The organism is Streptomyces sp. NPDC050636 (assembly GCF_040654775.1).
Taxonomy (GTDB): domain Bacteria; phylum Actinomycetota; class Actinomycetes; order Streptomycetales; family Streptomycetaceae; genus Streptomyces.
The window spans coordinates 17748-35541 of the sequence record NZ_JBFAIP010000071.1; the positions used below are offsets into that span (position 1 = coordinate 17748).

Below are 17794 nucleotides of genomic sequence, written 5' to 3' on the forward strand. Positions count from 1 at the left end.
CGGGGCATATGCGCGGGATGGGTCCGGACGGGCGGAGAAGCGGGGGGTTTCGCGGCCTCCGGCGTACATCCGTGCTCCTCCCTACGGCGTAGGGCGCGCCGCCCGGGAAGCACGTAGGCTCGGGCTACCGCACCAATCGTTGTCGTATGGCAGGAGTCACGTCGTGATCCCCGGTGGTCAGCCCAATATGCAGCAGCTGCTTCAGCAGGCCCAGAAGATGCAGCAGGACCTCGCAGCCGCCCAGCAGGAGCTTGCGGAGACCCCCGTCGAGGGTTCCGCGGGCGGCGGTCTGGTCAAGGCGACGGTGACCGGCTCCGGTGAGCTGCAGGGCCTGGTCATCGACCCCAAGGCGGTCGACGCCGAGTCCGGTTCCGCGGAGGAGGTCGCCGAGACCCTCGCCGATCTCGTCCTGGCGGCCGTCCGGGACGCGAACGCCAGCGCCCAGAAGCTGCAGCAGCAGAAGCTCGGTCCGCTCGCCCAGGGCCTGGGCGGCGGCGGTGGGATCCCCGGTCTCCCTTTCTGAGGCCTCCGAGGATCTCCCCTTCTGAGGAGTAGCCAACTAGCGTACGCATCACGGCAGAAGAGAGAGAAGACGTTCCGTGTATGAAGGCGTGGTCCAGGACCTGATCGACGAATTGGGCAGGCTGCCCGGCGTCGGTCCCAAGAGCGCGCAGCGGATCGCCTTCCACATTCTTCAGGCCGAGCCGACCGATGTCCGCCGGCTCGCGAACGCGCTGATGGAGGTCAAGGCGAAGGTCCGGTTCTGCAGCGTGTGCGGCAACGTCGCGCAGGAGGAGCAGTGCCGGGTCTGCCTGGACCCGCGGCGTGATCCGGCGGTCATCTGCGTCGTGGAGGAGCCCAAGGACGTCGTGGCGATCGAGCGGACGCGGGAGTTCCGCGGCCGCTACCACGTCCTCGGTGGGGCGATCAGCCCGATCGAGGGCGTTGGCCCCGATGACCTGCGGATACGGGAACTGCTGACCAGGCTCGCGGACGGCACCGTCACCGAGCTGATCCTGGCCACCGACCCGAATCTGGAGGGCGAGGCCACGGCCACGTACCTGGCCCGCATGATCAAACCCATGGGGCTGAGAGTGACGCGACTGGCCAGCGGACTGCCGGTCGGAGGCGATCTGGAGTATGCAGACGAGGTCACGCTCGGGCGGGCCTTCGAAGGGAGGAGACTTCTCGATGTCTGATGCCACGCTGCACAACGCGACGCAGGACCCGGACGACTTCGCCGTATCGATCTCCGACTCGATCGAGAGTTTCATCGTCGCCGTGACGGAGGTCGCCAAGGGCGACGAGCCGGACAGCGCGGTGCCGTTCCTGCTGCTGGAGATCTCCCAGCTGCTGCTCACCGGCGGCCGGCTGGGCGCCCACGAGGACATCGTTCCCGATGAGCGCTACGAGCCGGACACCGGCCCGGAGCCGGATGTGGACGAGCTGCGCGAGCGCGTCGCGACGCTGCTCGACCCGGTGGACGTGTACTCCGAGGTCTTCGACCCGTATGTGCCGCGCAGCGAGCCGGTCCCCTGCCGGATCTCCGACGACATCGCCGACATCATCACCGACCTCCGGCACGGCCTGGCGCACTACCGCGCCGGCCGGGTCAGCGAGGCCCTGTGGTGGTGGCAGTTCTCCTACCTCTCCAACTGGGGCCCGACCGCCTCGGCCGCCCTGCGCGCGCTGCAGTCGCTGGTCGCCCACGTACGCCTCGACCAGCCGCTGGACGAGCTGGACGGCCTGGACACCGACAGCGACGCCGGCGCTGACGAGGACCGGCTCGCCGAGGAGGCCGGGAGGGTCATGGCGGCGGAGATCGCGGGACCGCTGGGGCTGCGGCGGGTGTGACCCCGCCACGTTTCCCGGATGTGTGACCTGGGTTACGTTCCCGTGTGCTCCGGCCGGGAGCGGGCATGTGCTTCGCCGAGCGGGCGCGACGATGCGCCGCGCGGATCCACCGCGAGACACGGTGATCGACATGTGATCGGCATGGTGACCATGCTGATCACCAGGTGATCACTTAGTGAGTTTCATGTCTCACGATGTGGTATCTGCGGGGCGGATTCCGCTTGCTCGTTAGACTGAGCCGACCGCAGTACCCCCATTTCCGGGGGTCCGGGAGGAAACTCCCGAAGAGACAGTTGCGAGGAGCGCACGTGGGCCTTGTCGTGCAGAAGTACGGCGGCTCATCCGTTGCGGATGCCGAGGGCATCAAGCGCGTTGCCAAGCGAGTCGTCGAAGCCAAGAAGAACGGCCACCAGGTGGTCGTCGTGGTTTCGGCGATGGGCGACACGACGGACGAGCTGATCGATCTCGCTCAGGGAGTGTCCCCGATTCCGTCGGGGCGCGAGTTCGACATGCTGCTGACCGCCGGAGAGCGGATCTCCATGGCCCTGCTGGCGATGGCGATCAAAAACCTCGGCCATGAAGCGCAGTCCTTCACCGGCAGCCAGGCCGGCGTCATCACCGACTCCGTGCACAACAAGGCACGGATCATCGATGTCACGCCGGGCCGCATCAAGAGCTCGGTGGACGAGGGCAACATCGCCATCGTCGCCGGCTTCCAGGGTGTGTCCCAGGACAAGAAGGACATCACCACGCTGGGGCGGGGCGGTTCCGACACCACCGCCGTGGCGCTGGCGGCCGCGCTGGACGCCGAGGTCTGTGAGATCTACACCGATGTGGACGGTGTCTTCACCGCCGACCCCCGGGTCGTGAAGAAGGCCCGGAAGATCGACTGGATCTCCTTCGAGGACATGCTGGAGCTGGCCAGCTCCGGCTCCAAGGTGCTGCTGCACCGCTGCGTCGAGTACGCACGCCGTTACAACATCCCGATCCACGTCCGCTCCTCGTTCTCGGGGCTCAAGGGCACGTGGGTCAGCAACGAACCGCAAGGGGACCAGCCGATGGAGCAGGCGATCATCTCGGGCGTCGCGCACGACACCTCCGAGGCGAAGGTCACGGTCGTCGGAGTCCCGGACAAGCCGGGCGAGGCCGCGCGGATCTTCCGTGCCATCGCGGACTCCGAGGTCAACATCGACATGGTCGTCCAGAACGTGTCGGCCGCCTCGACCGGTCTGACGGACATCTCCTTCACGCTGCCGAAGGACGAGGGCCGCAAGGCCGTCGCGGCGCTGGAGCGGACCCGTGCGGCGGTCGGCTTCGACTCGCTCCGCTACGACGACCAGATCGCCAAGATCTCGCTGGTCGGCGCGGGTATGAAGACCAACCCGGGCGTCACCGCGACGTTCTTCGAGGCGCTGTCCAACGCGGGCGTGAACATCGAGCTCATCTCGACCTCCGAGATCCGCATCTCGGTCGTCACCCGCGCCGATGACGTCAAGGAAGCCGTACAGGCCGTGCACAGCGCCTTCGGTCTCGACACCGAGAGTGACGAGGCCGTGGTCTATGGCGGCACCGGACGATGATTCCGGCCGAGGCGGGCCGTCCGTCCCACGGTGTGACCGTGGCGGCGGGCGCCCGTACGGCCCGTAAGCCGCACCTCGCCGTCGTCGGTGCCACCGGCGCCGTCGGCGCGGTCCTGCTCGGCATCCTGTCCGCGCGGGCCGACGTCTGGGGCGAGATCCGGCTGATCGCCTCACCCCGCTCGGCCGGCCGCAAGCTGACCGTGCGGGGCGAGGAGGTCGAGGTCGTCGCGCTGAGCGAGGACGCCTTCGACGGCATCGACGTCGCGATGTTCGACGTGCCGGACGAGGTCTCCGCGCAGTGGGCGCCGGTCGCGGTGTCCAAGGGCGCGGTGGTCGTGGACAACTCGGGCGCGTTCCGGATGGACCCGGACGTGCCGCTTGTCGTGCCCGAGGTCAACGCGCATGCGGCGCGGGTGCGGCCGCGCGGGATCATCTCCAACCCGAACTGCACGACCCTCTCGATGATCGTCGCGCTGGGCGCGCTGCACGCCGAGTACGGGCTGAGCGAGCTGATCGTCTCCTCGTACCAAGCCGTTTCGGGGGCGGGGAAGGCCGGCGTCGACACACTGCGGGCGCAGCTGTCGGCGATATCCGGTACGGAGCTGGGCAGTACGCCGGGCGATGTGCGACGGGCCGTCGGCGACACGCTCGGGCCGTTCCCGGCGCCGATCGCGCTCAATGTCGTGCCGTGGGCCGGTTCGCTCCGGGAGGACGGCTGGTCCTCCGAGGAGCTCAAGGTCCGTAACGAGTCCCGCAAGATCCTGGGGCTGCCGGACCTGCGGGTCACCGCGACCTGTGTGCGGGTGCCGGTGATCACCACGCACTCGCTGGCCGTGCATGCGCGGTTCGAGAACGAGGTCACGGTCGCCGGCGCGCACGAGATCCTGGCCTCGGCCCCGGGGGTCGTCGTCAGCGACGACCCGGCCGAGGGCGAATTCCCCACGCCGTCCGATGTGGCCGGGACGGATCCGACCTGGGTCGGGCGGGTCCGGCGGTCGCTGGACGATCCGCGGGCGCTGGAGCTGTTCGTGTGCGGGGACAACCTGCGCAAGGGGGCGGCTTTGAACACGGCGCAGATCGGGGAGCTGGTGGCGGGGGAGCTGGGCGGGTAGGACGCGGACCGGACAGGGGGCGTCGGGTGCCCGCAGTTGGCGGGATTGGCCGTCGCGGGGTGGGCCGCCTGGGGGATACTTTCTGGGACGTGTGAAGATCTTGTGAGCGAATTGTTGGCTCGGGACGCTTGATCTGGGCTGACGGTCTGTTCGACCATTCGCTCCCCGCCGCACTGCAACCGGCAGTCGGGCGGGGAGCGTCTTTGTGGCCACCCCCAGCGGGTGGTCCGGGGTGTCCACGGTTCGCCTTGGGATCCTCGGAGGAGGGGCGAATGCGTCGGGATAAATGGTGCATTGGGGAAGAGCTGGTACGCATGAGGGCATTTGATGCATCGTCAAAAGCGGTGCCTTACGCGTACAACCCTTACAGGGGGAAGCGTGTCCAACAAGCGTGGCAGATGTACTCGGTTTCACCCTCGCCCCAGGGGGGACAGCAGGCGCGGCAGTGCGCCCGCCGCGCCCCCGTGCGTCCGGGGGCATGCCAGTGATCGCCCCCTGGCCCACCACGCGCCCCTCGCAGATTCCTTCTCAGCGCGGGGACACTGACGACGCGATGGCAGCGGGCACCACAGTCGACCACCTCACCGAGACCTACCGCGCGCACTACCGCTCGCTGCTCGGTCTCGCCGCGCTGCTCCTCGACGACACCGCCTCCTGCGAGGACGTCGTCCAGGAAGCCTTCATCCGTGTCCACTCCGCGCGCGGGCGGGTGCGCGACCCCGAGAAAACCCTCGCCTACCTGCGGCAGACCGTCGTCAACCTCTCGCGCTCCGCGCTGCGCCGCCGCATCCTCGGGCTGAAGCTGCTCTCCAAGCCGATGCCCGACATGGCGAGCGCCGAGGAGGGCGCGTACGACCTGCTGGAGCGGGACCAGCTGATCCAGGCGATGCGCGGTCTGCAGCGGCGGCAGCGCGAGGTGCTGGTGCTGCGCTACTTCGCCGATATGACGGAGGCGCAGGTCGCCGAGACGCTGGGGATATCGCTCGGCTCGGTCAAGGCGTACGGGTCGCGGGGCATAGCGGCGCTCCGCGTCGCGATGGAGGCTCCGGCATGAGCAGCAAGCGGTTTGGCTCGTTCGGGCCGTTCGGCTCGTTCGGTGTGTATGACCCGCGCGATCCGTTTCGGCGGAGTGATTCGTTTGACCCGCGAGGGGGCCAAGGGACGCTGGGCGCTGGTGGGTCCCGTCGGGGCCCGGGGGACGTGCGTGGGCTGTACGTGGTGCGTGAGGCGCAGGAGCCGTCGGCTACGGGTCCGGGGCCGGGTATGGGTCCGGGAGACGAGCCCGGAGGCCGTGAGCCGAGTCCCGAGCTGGGCCCCGAGCAGAGCCCTGAGACCGTCTCTGGCCGCGATGGCGGTGCCGAGCGCGGCGCTGACGGGGGCGTCGAGGGCGTAGGCGGCGACGACGAGCGGAGCGGTGACGGGCAGGGAACCGTCACCGGTCACGGAACCGGTGACGGTCACGGCTTCGGCAGCGGCTCCGGCAGTGACTCCGGCTTCGGTTTCGGCTCCGGCGGTGGTCTCGGCGGCGAGGACGAGCTGAGGCGACTGCTGCAGTCCCGCGTCGGCGACCTCGAACCCGCACCGGACGCGCTGGAACAGCTGCGCCGCGCGGTGCCGGCACGTCGTCAGCGCCGCCGGCACGTCGTCGTGGGCGCGGCCGCCGCGCTGCTGCTCGGCGGTACGTCGATCCCGGCCATGGTCCACGTGGTGACCCTCAACGACGGCTCCGAGGACCGGCACGCCAACACCGCGAGCAGCCAGCGCGCCCAGGGCGACGCCGAGGGCTCGCACGGCGAGGGCACCGAGCAGGCTCATCCGCAGCCGACCGGCGAGGGCGGCGGGAAGCCGGGCTCGGGCCGGCCCGCGGGCAACGGCAAGGCCACGGAGAAGGACGGCGCGAGCCATGGGCCGGGCGCCGCCACCCCGGCCCCGGACGCGACCATGGAGGTCTCCTCGCCGGTCTGCGGGCGCGAACAGCTCGGCCAGGGCACCGCCTCGGTCCGCCCGGCGGACTCCGCCGGCCGCGTCTACGGCGCGTTCCGGATGGTCAACACGTCCACCACGGCCTGCTCGGTCCAGGGCGGCGGCACCGTCGGCCTGGTCGCACAGGGCACCACCAAACCCGACCGCGTCCATGTCGTCGACCACACATCGGGCGACGACGCCACCGGGCTGCCCGACCCGGCCAACGTCCCTGACCAGCTGGTTCTCAATCCGGGCGAGGCGTATGAGGTCAAATTCGCCTGGATCCCGGAGGCCGGCGGCGGCACCACCGGATGCGCCAACCCGGGGAGCACACCGACCCCCGCCCCCTCGCAGACGCCGACGGATTCCACGGACAGCGGGTCCGCGACGACGGCCGAAGGCGGCCAGGCGGGCGGCGACGACGGTGCCGGCGGCGGGGGATCGACGTCCGGTGGCGTCGTTCTCACGCATACGCCGGAGGCCGGCGAGCCCGCCGCGGCCGACACCAAGATCACGGATGCGTGCGCGGGAACGGTGTACCGCACGGAGGCATTGGCGGCCGAATAACGGCGGGCCGAGGCCCCGGCGGACCGGGTAGCGGCGGCGCGGGTCACGGCCCGCGGCCCGTCTGCCGGTATCCGTTTGCCGTTCGCCGCTCTTCGTCGCCGTTTTCGTCTGCCGGACGGTGCAGCGGCCGTGGCGGGGCCGTGGTGGGGCCGTAGAGGGGCCGGTGCGGCCCTTCCGTACGCGCCCCGTACCGTTGATGGGGTGTACCGGTTCCTGCTGACCCCGCGGTGGTGGGGGATCAACGTCTTCGCCGTACTGGCGATCCCCTTCTGCATCTTCATGGGCAGCTGGCAGCTGAGCCGCTTCGAGGACCGCGTCGATACGCACCAGCAGCAGGAGGACCGCTCCGCCCGGGCCAAGGCCGCGGCCGCCCGCCCCCTGGACAGTCTGCTGCCGGTCGACAAGGTCACCTCCGGCCGCCAGGCCAGCGCCCGCGGGCACTACGACACCGGACACCAACTGCTCGTACCCGGCCGTACCTTGGACGGCAAGCAAGGCAAGAGCCAGGGCTTCTACGTCCTGTCCCTGTTGCGTACGGACGGCGGCAAAGCCCTCCCGGTCGTGCGGGGCTGGCTGCCCGGCGACGTGAACGCGAAGGCCGACCGGGCGAAGGTGCCCGCGCCGCCGAAGGGCGAGGTCACCGTCAGCGGGGCGCTGCAGGCGTCCGAGAACCAGGGCACCGACGGTGTACAGGCCGACGGTGGGCTGCCGAAGGGGCAGCTCGGCATGATCAGCGCGGCCTCGCTGGTCAACATCGTGCCGTACGACGTCTATGACGCATGGATCACGCTCACCGACACCCGGGCCCCGCTGCGCCCCGTCCCGCCGGCCGCCGCGGAGGGCAGCGGACTGGACCTGAAGGCCTTCCAGAACCTCGGCTACACCGGCGAGTGGTTCGTCTTCGCGGGCTTCGTCGTCTTCATGTGGTTCCGCCTCTTCCGCCGCGAGGCAGAAGCGGCGAAGGACGCGGCGCTGGGGATCCTGCCGGAGGGCGATGCGCCGGAGGGCGATGCGTCGGAGGGTGACGCCGACGGGGTGGAGGGTGGGGCTTCGGGGGCCGGGGGCGCGAGCCCGCCGGTGTCCCGCGCCTGAGCCCTCGCTCCCCTGGGGGCCTCCCCCCCGCCCCGCCCCCTACGACCTCACTCGTTCAGCTCGGCCAAGTTCGTCTAGCTCACGTCCGACTTGGCCACGTCCGACTCGGCCACGTCCGTCTCAGCCGCGCTCGGCTCCGCCGTGTCGCTCCGGGCCTCCGTCACCCCCGCCACATGCCGTCGTGCGAAGTCCAGTTCCAGGCGTACCTGCTTGATGCGTTCCTCTACGACCAGGGAGCCGTGGCCGGCGTCGTAGCGGTAGACCTCGTGGGGGTGGGCGCGGTGTTCCAGGCACTGGACGTAGTTCTCCACCTGCTGGATGGGGCAGCGTGGGTCGTTGACGCCTGCGGAGATGTAGACCGGGGCCCGCACCGCGTCGACGTATGTCAGGGGTGAGGACGCCTCGAAGCGCTCGGGGACCTCTTCCGGCGTGCCGCCGAGCAGGGTGCGGTCCATGGCCTTGAGGGCTTCCATCTCGTCGTTGTACGCCGTGACGTAGTCCGCCACGGGGACCGCGGCCAGGCCGACTGCCCAGGCTTCCGGCTGGGTGCCGAGGCCCAGCAGGGTCAGATAGCCGCCCCACGAGCCGCCCGCCAGCACCAGGCGGTCCGGGTCCGCCAGCCCGGACGAGACCGCCCACTCGCGTACCGCGGCGATGTCCTCCAGCTCGATCAGGCCGACGCGATGCTTGAGCGCGTCCGTCCAGGCGCGGCCGTAGCCGGTCGAGCCGCGGTAGTTGACGCGGACGACCGCGAAGCCGTGGTCCACCCAGGCCGCCGGGGAGGAGGCGAAGGCGTCGCTGTCGTGCCAGGTCGGGCCGCCGTGGATGTCGAAGACGGTGGGGAACGGGCCGGTGCCGGCAGGCTGCTGCACCAGGGCGTGGATGGGGCCTGCGGGGCCCTCCACCCAGGCGTCCGTCACAGGGACCGAACCCGGGGCCTTCATGCCGGGCGGGTCGAGGACGACCTTGCCGCTCGTGGAACGGACCTCCGGCGGCTGGGCCGCCGAGGACCACAGGAATTCCACCGTGCCGTCCGGGCGGGCCGTCGCGCCCGAGACGGTGCCCGCCGGGGTCTCGACCCGGGTGAGGGGACGGTCGGACGCCATGGACGGTTCACTGTCGCAGGCCGGCTCGCCCAGGTCGTAGCGCCACAGTTCGCTGCGTGCCTGGTACTCGTGCTCGATGAGGAGCGCCGAGCCGTCCGGATACCAGTCCGCGCCGACGTCGCCGGGCAGGTCGATCGCCAGGGCCGTTTCCACGCCCGTCAGCGGGTTCCAGATCATCGGCTCCCAGCGGCCCCGACGCTGGTGGCCCACCAGGAGACGGGCGTCGCCGTCCACGGGCACGAAGCCCATCACCGACAGGCCCAGCTCCTCGGTGCCGCCCTTGGTGTCGTCCAGCTCCGCGACCGTCGAGCCGTCCGCCCGCACCACGCGGATCGCGGAGTGCATCGCGTCGCCGTGCTCGGTGTGCTCGATCGCGATCAGCGAGCCGTCGTGCGAGAGGTCGCCCACGCCCGCCGATTCCCGGTGGCGGTAGATCTCGACCGGTGGCTGCCCTGGTCGTGCGACATGGACCGTCGAGCCCTCGTCGTCCGTGGAGCGCCCGATGACGGCCGTGCCGTCCCGGCCGATCGCCAGCCCTCCGGGGTAGGAGGCGGCCAGTCCCGGGGCGGCCGGCTCGTCCGGGCCGCCCGAGAACGGCTGCCGCATCCAGACGCCGAACTCGTCCCCGTCGGTGTCCGAGAACCACCAGATCCACTCGCCGTCCGGCGACAGCGTCCCGTCCGTCGTGCCGTGCGGCCGGTCCGTGGCCTGCCGCTGGCTGCCGCTCGCCCGGTCCCATGCGTACAGCTCGAAGGTGCCGGTGGCGTTCGAGACGAACAGGGAACGGTGCGGGGCGTGCTCCGCCCAGTCCGGCAGGCCGATCCGCGGTGCGCGGAACCGCTTCTCCCAGTCCGGCATGTCGGAGGGCGAGAGGGAGGAGGTGGGGGCGGGGTCGGAGCCTGGCGTCTGGTGAGTCATGGGCCCATTCTGCGCCTGGCGTCGGAATTGCGTTGGCGGGGGCGTCAGGCTGTGGATAACTTCGCGGTATGCGAAGACATACGGGCCCTGACGACTGGCGTGAGGCGAATCGTGCGAGGTGGGACGAGCGGGTCGCCATCCACACCGCGAGCGATTATTACGACCAGGACCAGTTCCGGCACGCCCGAGATGTGATCCGCGACTTCGAGATCGCGGAGGTCGGCGATGTCACCGGCCGCACACTCCTGCACCTCCAGTGCCACTTCGGCCAGGACACGCTTTCCTGGGCCCACCGCGGCGCGGCCCACGTCGTCGGCCTGGACTTCTCCGAACCGGCCATCGAGGCCGCGCGCGACCTGGCCGCCGAGCTCGGCTACGGCCCGGAGCGTGCGTCATTCGTGGCCGCCGACGTCTATGACGCCGCCGAAGCCGTCCCGGACTCTTCGTACGACATCGTCTACACCGGCATCGGCGCCCTGAACTGGCTCCCGGACCTGGTCCGCTGGGCCGAGACCGCCGCCTCCCTCATCGCCCCCGGCGGATTCCTCTACCTCGCCGAGTTCCACCCGCTGTGCGACGCCCTGGACGACGAGACCGGATCGCGTATCACCCACGATTACTTCAGCCGTGACGCCTGGGTCGACGAAACCCCCGGTACCTATACGGATTTGGACGCGCCGACCGTCAACAACCGCAGCGTCGAATGGCAGCACCCGCTCGGTGACGTCGTCTCCGCCCTGGCCGGTGCCGGGCTGCGTATCGACTTCCTGCACGAGCACGACATGACGATGTTCCAGCGCTTCGGCGCGCTGCGGCGCGGCGACGACGGCTACTACAGGCTGCCCGACGACCGTCCGCGCATCCCTCTCATGTACTCGCTGAAAGCCACCCGGCCGGCCCGCTGAGGCGCCGACACGGCGGACACCCTACGAGCCGGGTAAGCGCCGAACCGCCCACACGCCATCACAATGAGAACAGGGAAATTCAGGTACAGATAGCCGCAAAGAGCCCTCAGTCGGCAGGGACGGAAGCGCTGGCATGGCAAAGCTCCAGGAGAACCGCCACTCCGGACAGCAGGCGTCGCTCAACCTGGCCGATGCCGCGGTCGTTCTGCTCGACGCGCACGGGCTCGTCGAGAGCTGGTCCCCGGGCGCCGAGCGGCTGCTCGGCCACCAGGGCGCGGACGTGGTCGGGAAGGCCGTTGCGGGGTTGCTGGCACCGGACGACGCGGCGCGGGTGACCGCGCTCGCCGAGGAGTCCCGGGCCCGCGGCAGCTGGGGCGGTCTGCTCTCGGCGCGGCGCGCGGGCGGTGGCCAGGTCGGCATCGAGGCGCAGGTGGTCCCGGTGACGGACAGCGCGGAGCGGGCGCACTGGCTGGTCCTGGCGGTCGAGGCGTCGCCGCTTCACGGGTGGCAGATCAGCCGCGCCGTCCTGGAGCGGATGGTGACGCAGACGCCCGTCGGCATGGCCGTCGTGGACACCGACCTCCGGTTCGTGTGGTCGAACTCCGCGCTGGAGCGCTTCGGGGGCGGGCCTCCGCAACGCCGTATCGGGCGGCGGCTGGGAGAGATCCAGCCCGGCCTGGACGCCGAGTCGCTCGAAGCGCAGATGCGGCGGGTCCTGGAAAGCGGTGAGCCGCTGATCGGCTACGAGCATGTCGGCCGGCCCCGGTCGGACCCGCACCGCCAACACGCCCACTCGATGTCGTTCGTCCGCCTCGACGACGCGAACAGGCGGCCCATCGGCGTGTGTTACACCGTCATCGACATCACCGAGCGCTACCAGAACCGGCAGCGGCTCACCCTGCTGGACCGGGCGAGCGAATACATCGGCCGCACCCTGGACGTCATGCAGACCGCCCAGGACCTGGCGGACGTGGCGGTGCCGCACCTCGCCGACTTCGTCGCCGTCGACCTCCTGGACTCGGTGATCAGGGGCGGCGAGCCGCTCCCCGGGCCGCTCAGCGACGCGGACATGGTCCTGCTGCGCCGCGGCGGGCAGCAGTCCCTCCGGGAGGGCGTCCCGGAGTCGGTGGTCGAGATCGGGGACATGGCCACCTACCACGCCTGGTCGCCCCCCATCCGCTGCCTGGCCGGCGGCGGATCGTGGCGGACGGAGCGGCTGGACCCGCTGAGCCCGGAGTGGGCCGCCAACATCCCGGGGGACCGGCATGCGCACTTCCTCGACCTCGGGCTGCACACCTCGATGGTGGTGCCGATCCGCGCGCGCGGCATGACCATGGGCGTGACCTCGTTCTTCCGCAGTCAGCACGACGAGGCGTTCAGTGCGGACGACCTCCGCCTCGCGGAGGAATTCGTCGCGCGGGCGGCCGTCTGCATGGACAACGCCCGTCGCTACACCCGCGAACGCGGGGCGGCCCTCGCCCTCCAGCGCAGTCTGCTGCCGCACGACGTCCCCCAGCAGGACGCCGTGCGTGTGGCCTCCTCCTACCGGCCGGCCGACGAGCTCGCCGACGCCGGCGGCGACTGGTACGACGTCATCGCGCTGTCCGGGGCCCGGGTCGCCCTGGTGGTGGGCGATGTGACGGGTCATGGCATCGACGCCGTCGCCACCATGGGACGGCTGCGGACAGCGGTGCAGACCCTCGCCGCGCTGGATCTCCGCCCCGACGAACTCCTCGGCCACCTGGACGACCTGGTCAGCCGGGTATCGGACGAGGCGGCCACGGCCGCGACCAGGGACGCGGCCACGGCAGCCATCCGCCCCCTGGCCGTCCACCCGCCGAGCTCCGACGCCGGGGCGCGCGGCAGCAGCTGCCTGTACGCGGTATACGACCCGCTCAGTCGCTGCTGCACCATGGCCAGCGCCGGGCACCCGGTACCCGCCGTCGTCACCCCCGACGGCAAGGTCCACTTCGCCGACCTGCCCATCGGGCCGCGGCTGGGCGTCGGGGGCCTCCCCTTCGAGGCCATCGAATCGGTGGTACCGGAGGGCAGCGTCCTCGCGTTGTATACGGACGGCCTGCTCACCGGCCGCGTCCCGGGCAAGGCCGGCGACACCGGGCAGCAGCGGTTGCGCCGCGCCCTCGAAACGCCGGGCCGCTCGCTCGACGCGCTGTGCGAGACCGTCATCGAGACTCTCGTGCCCGCGCGGCCCTTCGACGACGTCACGCTGCTGCTGGCCGCCACCCGCAGCCTGGACGCGGACCGCTTCGCGTCATGGGAGTTGCCCACCGACCCGGCCGTGGTCGCCCAGGCCCGTGAGCGGGCGGCCCGTCAACTGACCAGCTGGGGCCTGGAGGAACTGGTCTTCACCACGGAGCTCGTCGTCAGTGAGCTGGTCACCAACGCGATCCGGTACGGCTCCGGGCCGATCCGGCTGCGCCTGATCCTGGGGCACACCCTGACCTGCGAAGTCTTTGACGGTAGCAGCACCTCGCCGTATCTGCGCCATCCCCGTGCGACCGACGAGGGCGGCCGCGGCCTGTTCCTGGTCTCACAATTCAGCCACCGCTGGGGCACCCGCTACACCACCGACGGCAAGATCATCTGGACGGAGCAGCTCCTCGCGCCGAACGATTCCGATGAGCCCGATGAGGGGGTACCGACGGAAGCGGTCGCCTAGGAGTCCCGTCCGGCTGTCTGTCTCGGGCACCCCGGACGAACTGCTTGTACCACCTCGGCGCCGTGATGAGCGCCGGTTGTTGTACCGCCGGGCACTCTTTCACCTCGGGGGCGTTCCCATGATCTCCCATGAGTACACTCGCCCACCATGTGTGAGGCCAGCCGGAAAAGAAATCGGCACAAAATATTTGAATATCGGCCATGCGATGACTCTTCCGTCCGGCGCGGAAGAGCTCTGCGAAGCGCGGCTGCCACCCCGGGCGTGACGTGAGGCGCCGCTCGAACAGACGCCGCCACGCGCAGTCCCGGGACCCGCGCGGGCACTGGCTGCTGCTGATCCTCGTCCTCCCCGTGATGTTCGGCGCCCTGCTCTTCGAGGGCTGGACCACCCACGAGGTCGACGCTGCGAAGACGAAGCGCGACTGCACCACCCCCGTGCCGAAGGCCGTGGACAAGGGCGGCCCGGTGGTGCGCATCGACGGCGGTAAGGTGCAGTCCTCCGCGATGCCCGCCGGTACCGTGGCGCTCACCTACGACGGCGGGCCCGACCCCGTATGGACCCCGCGCCTGCTCGACCTGCTGCGCAAGAACCACGCGCACGCCACCTTCTTCCTCAAGGGTGCCCAGGCGGCCCAGTACCCGGACCTGGTACGGCGGATCAAGGCCGAGGGCCATGAGATCGGCTCGAACACCTACACCGGCGCCGCCATGGGTTCGGCGTCGGACCTCCGTGCCTCGCTGGAGCTGTCGCTCACGCAGAAGGCGCTGGCCGGCTCCGCGGGCATCCACACCGGGCTGCTGCGGATGCCGCAGACCACCGCGGTGGACACGATCTGCGGCGCCGAGTGGAAGGCGGCGCGGCAGGCCGCCGAGGAGGGCTACACGCTGGTCGCCGCCGACCGCTGGTTCCGGAAGCCGTCGCAGGGCGTGATCCGGCAGTTCAGCCAGAACGACGTGGCGTACAACAGCACCGAAAAGCTGCTCGCCGACCGGAATGTGGAGAAGTTCACCACCGTGACGGCCGGGGCCGGGCTGCTCTCGACCGACGAGCCGGTGTCCGTCATCGAGCGCTGGCAGGGCAAGGCCCTGATCTGGGCGAAGGCCGCAGGCCACGCGTTTGTGGGCGCGATGGCCTGGGTGCTCGGGATCGCGGGCGGGCTCGGGGTGCTGCGCCTGCTGATGCTGGTGCTCTTCGCCCGCGCCCATGTCCGGCGTCTGACGCACTTCCGCCCCGGGGCGCCCCGGCTGCGGGAGGTCACCGAACCGGTGACGGTCCTCGTACCCGCCTACAACGAAGAGGCGGGCATCGAGTCCACCGTCCGTTCGCTGCTCTCCTCCACCCACCCCTACCTGCAGATCATCGTGATCGACGACGGGTCGACGGACGAGACGGCGGACATCGCCACCTGTATCGACGATCCCCGTGTGCTGGTGGTCCGGCAGACCAACGCGGGCAAGGCCGCCGCCCTCAACACCGGTCTGGCGCATGCGCGGCACGACATCGTGGTCATGGTCGACGCCGACACGGTCTTCGAGCCGGATGCGATCTACCGGCTCGTCCAGCCGCTCGCCCACCCGGCCGTGGGCGCGGTCAGCGGCAACACCAAGGTCGGCAACCGCCGCCGCCTGCTGGGCAGATGGCAGCACCTGGAGTATGTCTTCGGGTTCAACCTCGACCGCCGGATGTTCGAGGTGCTGGAGTGCATGCCGACGGTCCCCGGCGCCATCGGTGCCTTCCGCCGGGACGCACTGATGGGCGTCGGCGGGGTCAGCGAGGACACCCTCGCCGAGGACACCGACCTCACGATGGCCCTGTGGCAGGCGGGCTGGCGGGTGGTCTACGAGGAGACCGCCATCGCCTGGACCGAGGTCCCCACCTCGCTGGGCCAGCTGTGGCGGCAGCGGTACCGCTGGTGTTACGGCACGCTCCAGGCCATGTGGAAGCACCGTCGCGCCGTCTTCGGGGTGGGCCCGGTCGGCCGCTTCGGCCGCCGCGGCCTGAGCTATCTGACCGTCTTCCAGGTCGCCCTCCCACTGTTCGCGCCGGTCATCGACATCGTCGCGCTGTACGGGGCGCTCTTCCTCGACCCCATGCAGTCGGCCGGGGTCTGGCTCGGCTTCCTGACCCTCCAACTGGCCTGTGCCGGATACGCGTTGCGGCTGGACGGCGAGAAGGTGCGGGCGCTGTGGGCGATGCCTTTCCAACTCTTCGTCTACCGGCAGCTGATGTATCTGGTGGTCATCCAGTCCGTGGTGGCCTTCCTGCTCGGCACCCGGCTGAAGTGGCACCGCATGCACCGCTCGGGCACCGCCGCCCAGCAGATCGGGCAGCCGGTGGCGCACCAGAGCCTGGTGCGGTGACGACGGGGAACCGGCGCAGCCGACGCACCGTCAGAGCCTCTGCCCGGCACCACCGCGCGCGGGCCGGGCAGCGGCCCTTCGTCCATGCGGAGATTTGAGCACCATTTGGTGAGGAGATCATGAACATGCAGACTGCCGCCCATGACTGATTGGCTGGACGGGGCATCCGAGAGGAACAGGTACCGCGGCGAAGTGGGAACGCCGCAGGTCAGAACCGGACAGGTAGGGCGCCAGGCGGAGTACGCGCCTGCTGGGTACCCGTCTGCTGGGCACCCGTCTGCCGGCTACCCGTCTGCCGGGTACGCGCCTCAAGTGCACCCGGCGCGGACCGTGCGTGATGGCAACAACGGTCACAACGGCCGCAACGGCAACAATGGCAACAACGGTCACGACGGCCGTAACGGCCACACCGGCGGCGGAGGCGGCAGTCACACCTCCAGGGGCAGAGCCCCCGCAACCCGCCCCAGCCGGCGCCGCCGCTTCATACGGGCGGCGATACTCCTGACCGCTGTGCTCCTCATCACATCCGTCGGCACATACGTCTGGGCCGACACCAAGCTCAACCGTGAGGTCGACCTCAGCGAGCTCACGGACCGCGCGCCGCAGGGCAAGGGAACCAACTATCTGATAGTGGGTTCCGACAGCCGGGTGGGCCTTTCCGAGCAGGACAGGAAGGATCTGCACACCGGCGGCTCGGCCGACGCGGGCCGCCGTACCGACTCGATGATCCTGCTGCACACCGGCGCCCACGGCACCACGATGATGAGCCTGCCGCGTGACTCCTGGGTGACCGTCCCGCCCTACATACGCCCCGAAACCGGCAAGCACTACGGCACATCGAAGAACAAGCTCAACGCGGCGTTCTCGCTCGGCGGCCCCGACCTGCTCGTACGGACCATCGAGCGCAACACGGGGCTGCGCATCGACCACTACACGGAGATCGGCTTCTCGGGCTTCGTGGGCATCGTGAACGCGATCGGTGGCGTTCCGATGTGCCTGGACAAGGACATCAACGACGAGAAGTCGGGCGCGAACCTGAAGAAGGGCTGCCACACGCTCGACGGCCGCACGGCACTCGCGTTCGTCCGCCAGCGCCACCAGGAGGCCCAGGGCGACCTCGGCCGCAGCCAGAACCAGCAGAAGTTCCTGGCCGCCCTGGCCGACAAGGCAGCCACCCCGGGCATCCTGCTCGACCCGTCCACGGTCTACCCGACCGTGAGCGCCGGGCTGGACACTCTCATCGTGGACGAGGGCACCGACCTGCGGAGCCTCACCTCGCTCTTCGAGGGGATGAAGAACGTCACCTCCGGCAACGGCAAGCGCCTCAATGTCCCCGTGTCCAGCATCGGCTTCCCGACCTCCAAGGGCAGCGCCGTGAAGTGGGACCTGGCCCAGGCGGAAAAGCTCTTCACCGAGCTGCGGAACGACCGGCCGGTGAGCTTCGAGGGGAAGGGCTGACGTGCCGGGGAGCGCGAGGCCCGGTCGCTCACTCCGTGGCAGGCCGGGGTGTGAGCGGGCCCAGACCCGCTGGATGGACCCACACGCAAGGGGCGCGGTACAGGTACCGGCCCGCCCAGCCCGCTAGCCGGTTAGGGGGGTTGGGGGGGCGACGCTGCCGGGGTTCCGTGCCCCAACGCCGATACGAAGAGCGTGGT

General features: G+C 70.4%; 13 protein-coding genes. 12 read left to right on the top strand and 1 reads right to left on the bottom strand.

The genetic code is table 11. The features are described 5' to 3' along the window. The first annotated feature begins 163 nt into the window (after nucleotides 1-163). From AB0I10_RS31250 to AB0I10_RS31285, 8 genes are all read left to right on the top strand, one after another. Nucleotides 164-523: a YbaB/EbfC family nucleoid-associated protein gene (locus AB0I10_RS31250; RefSeq protein WP_363156038.1), complete on the top strand. Its 360-nt coding sequence runs from the start codon at nucleotides 164-166 to the stop codon at nucleotides 521-523. A gap of 76 nt (nucleotides 524-599) precedes the next feature. After that, nucleotides 600-1199, top strand: a complete 600-nt coding sequence (gene recR / locus AB0I10_RS31255; RefSeq protein ID WP_030813346.1) for a recombination mediator RecR — start codon at nucleotides 600-602, stop codon at nucleotides 1197-1199. Continuing rightward, nucleotides 1192-1854, top strand: coding sequence for a DUF5063 domain-containing protein (locus AB0I10_RS31260; protein ID WP_363156039.1), 663 nt, complete (start codon nucleotides 1192-1194; stop codon nucleotides 1852-1854). Before recR ends, AB0I10_RS31260 begins: the two co-directional genes overlap by 8 nt. Nucleotides 1855-2162: 308 nt before the next feature. Continuing rightward, on the top strand, nucleotides 2163-3434 hold the full coding sequence (locus AB0I10_RS31265; RefSeq protein WP_363156040.1) for an aspartate kinase: 1272 nt from the start codon (nucleotides 2163-2165) through the stop codon (nucleotides 3432-3434). Beyond that, on the top strand, nucleotides 3431-4546 hold the full coding sequence (locus AB0I10_RS31270) for an aspartate-semialdehyde dehydrogenase (RefSeq protein WP_363156041.1): 1116 nt from the start codon (nucleotides 3431-3433) through the stop codon (nucleotides 4544-4546). Before AB0I10_RS31265 ends, AB0I10_RS31270 begins: the two co-directional genes overlap by 4 nt. 478 nt (nucleotides 4547-5024) lie before the next feature. Next, nucleotides 5025-5600 carry a SigE family RNA polymerase sigma factor gene (locus tag AB0I10_RS31275; protein WP_363156042.1) on the top strand — a complete coding sequence of 192 codons (576 nt, stop codon included), beginning with the start codon at nucleotides 5025-5027 and terminating at the stop codon, nucleotides 5598-5600. Nucleotides 5601-5809: 209 nt separating this feature from the next. Continuing rightward, on the top strand, nucleotides 5810-7078 hold the full coding sequence (locus AB0I10_RS31280; RefSeq protein WP_363156043.1) for a hypothetical protein: 1269 nt from the start codon (nucleotides 5810-5812) through the stop codon (nucleotides 7076-7078). Between the two features lie 201 nt (nucleotides 7079-7279). Continuing rightward, nucleotides 7280-8170, top strand: coding sequence for an SURF1 family protein (locus tag AB0I10_RS31285; RefSeq protein ID WP_363156044.1), 891 nt, complete (start codon nucleotides 7280-7282; stop codon nucleotides 8168-8170). 74 nt (nucleotides 8171-8244) lie between these two features. Here the strand turns inward: AB0I10_RS31285 and AB0I10_RS31290 are convergent, their stop codons facing one another. Next, a complete protein-coding gene (locus tag AB0I10_RS31290) occupies nucleotides 8245-10134 on the bottom strand; it encodes a prolyl oligopeptidase family serine peptidase (RefSeq protein WP_363156051.1) in 1890 nt (629 codons plus the stop codon). Between the two features lie 128 nt (nucleotides 10135-10262). On the opposite strand from AB0I10_RS31290, the gene AB0I10_RS31295 reads away from it, so the two are divergent. The 4 genes from AB0I10_RS31295 (at nucleotide 10263) to AB0I10_RS31310 (ending at nucleotide 17597) form a co-directional block, all read left to right on the top strand. Then, nucleotides 10263-11099, top strand: a complete 837-nt coding sequence (locus tag AB0I10_RS31295) for a methyltransferase domain-containing protein (protein WP_363156045.1) — start codon at nucleotides 10263-10265, stop codon at nucleotides 11097-11099. 133 nt (nucleotides 11100-11232) lie between these two features. Beyond that, on the top strand, nucleotides 11233-13779 hold the full coding sequence (locus AB0I10_RS31300; RefSeq protein WP_363156046.1) for a SpoIIE family protein phosphatase: 2547 nt from the start codon (nucleotides 11233-11235) through the stop codon (nucleotides 13777-13779). 266 nt (nucleotides 13780-14045) lie between these two features. Continuing rightward, nucleotides 14046-16139 carry a bifunctional polysaccharide deacetylase/glycosyltransferase family 2 protein gene (locus tag AB0I10_RS31305; protein ID WP_363156047.1) on the top strand — a complete coding sequence of 698 codons (2094 nt, stop codon included), beginning with the start codon at nucleotides 14046-14048 and terminating at the stop codon, nucleotides 16137-16139. A gap of 141 nt (nucleotides 16140-16280) precedes the next feature. After that, nucleotides 16281-17597: an LCP family protein gene (locus AB0I10_RS31310; protein ID WP_363156048.1), complete on the top strand. Its 1317-nt coding sequence runs from the start codon at nucleotides 16281-16283 to the stop codon at nucleotides 17595-17597. The last annotated feature ends 197 nt before the right edge of the window (nucleotides 17598-17794 follow it).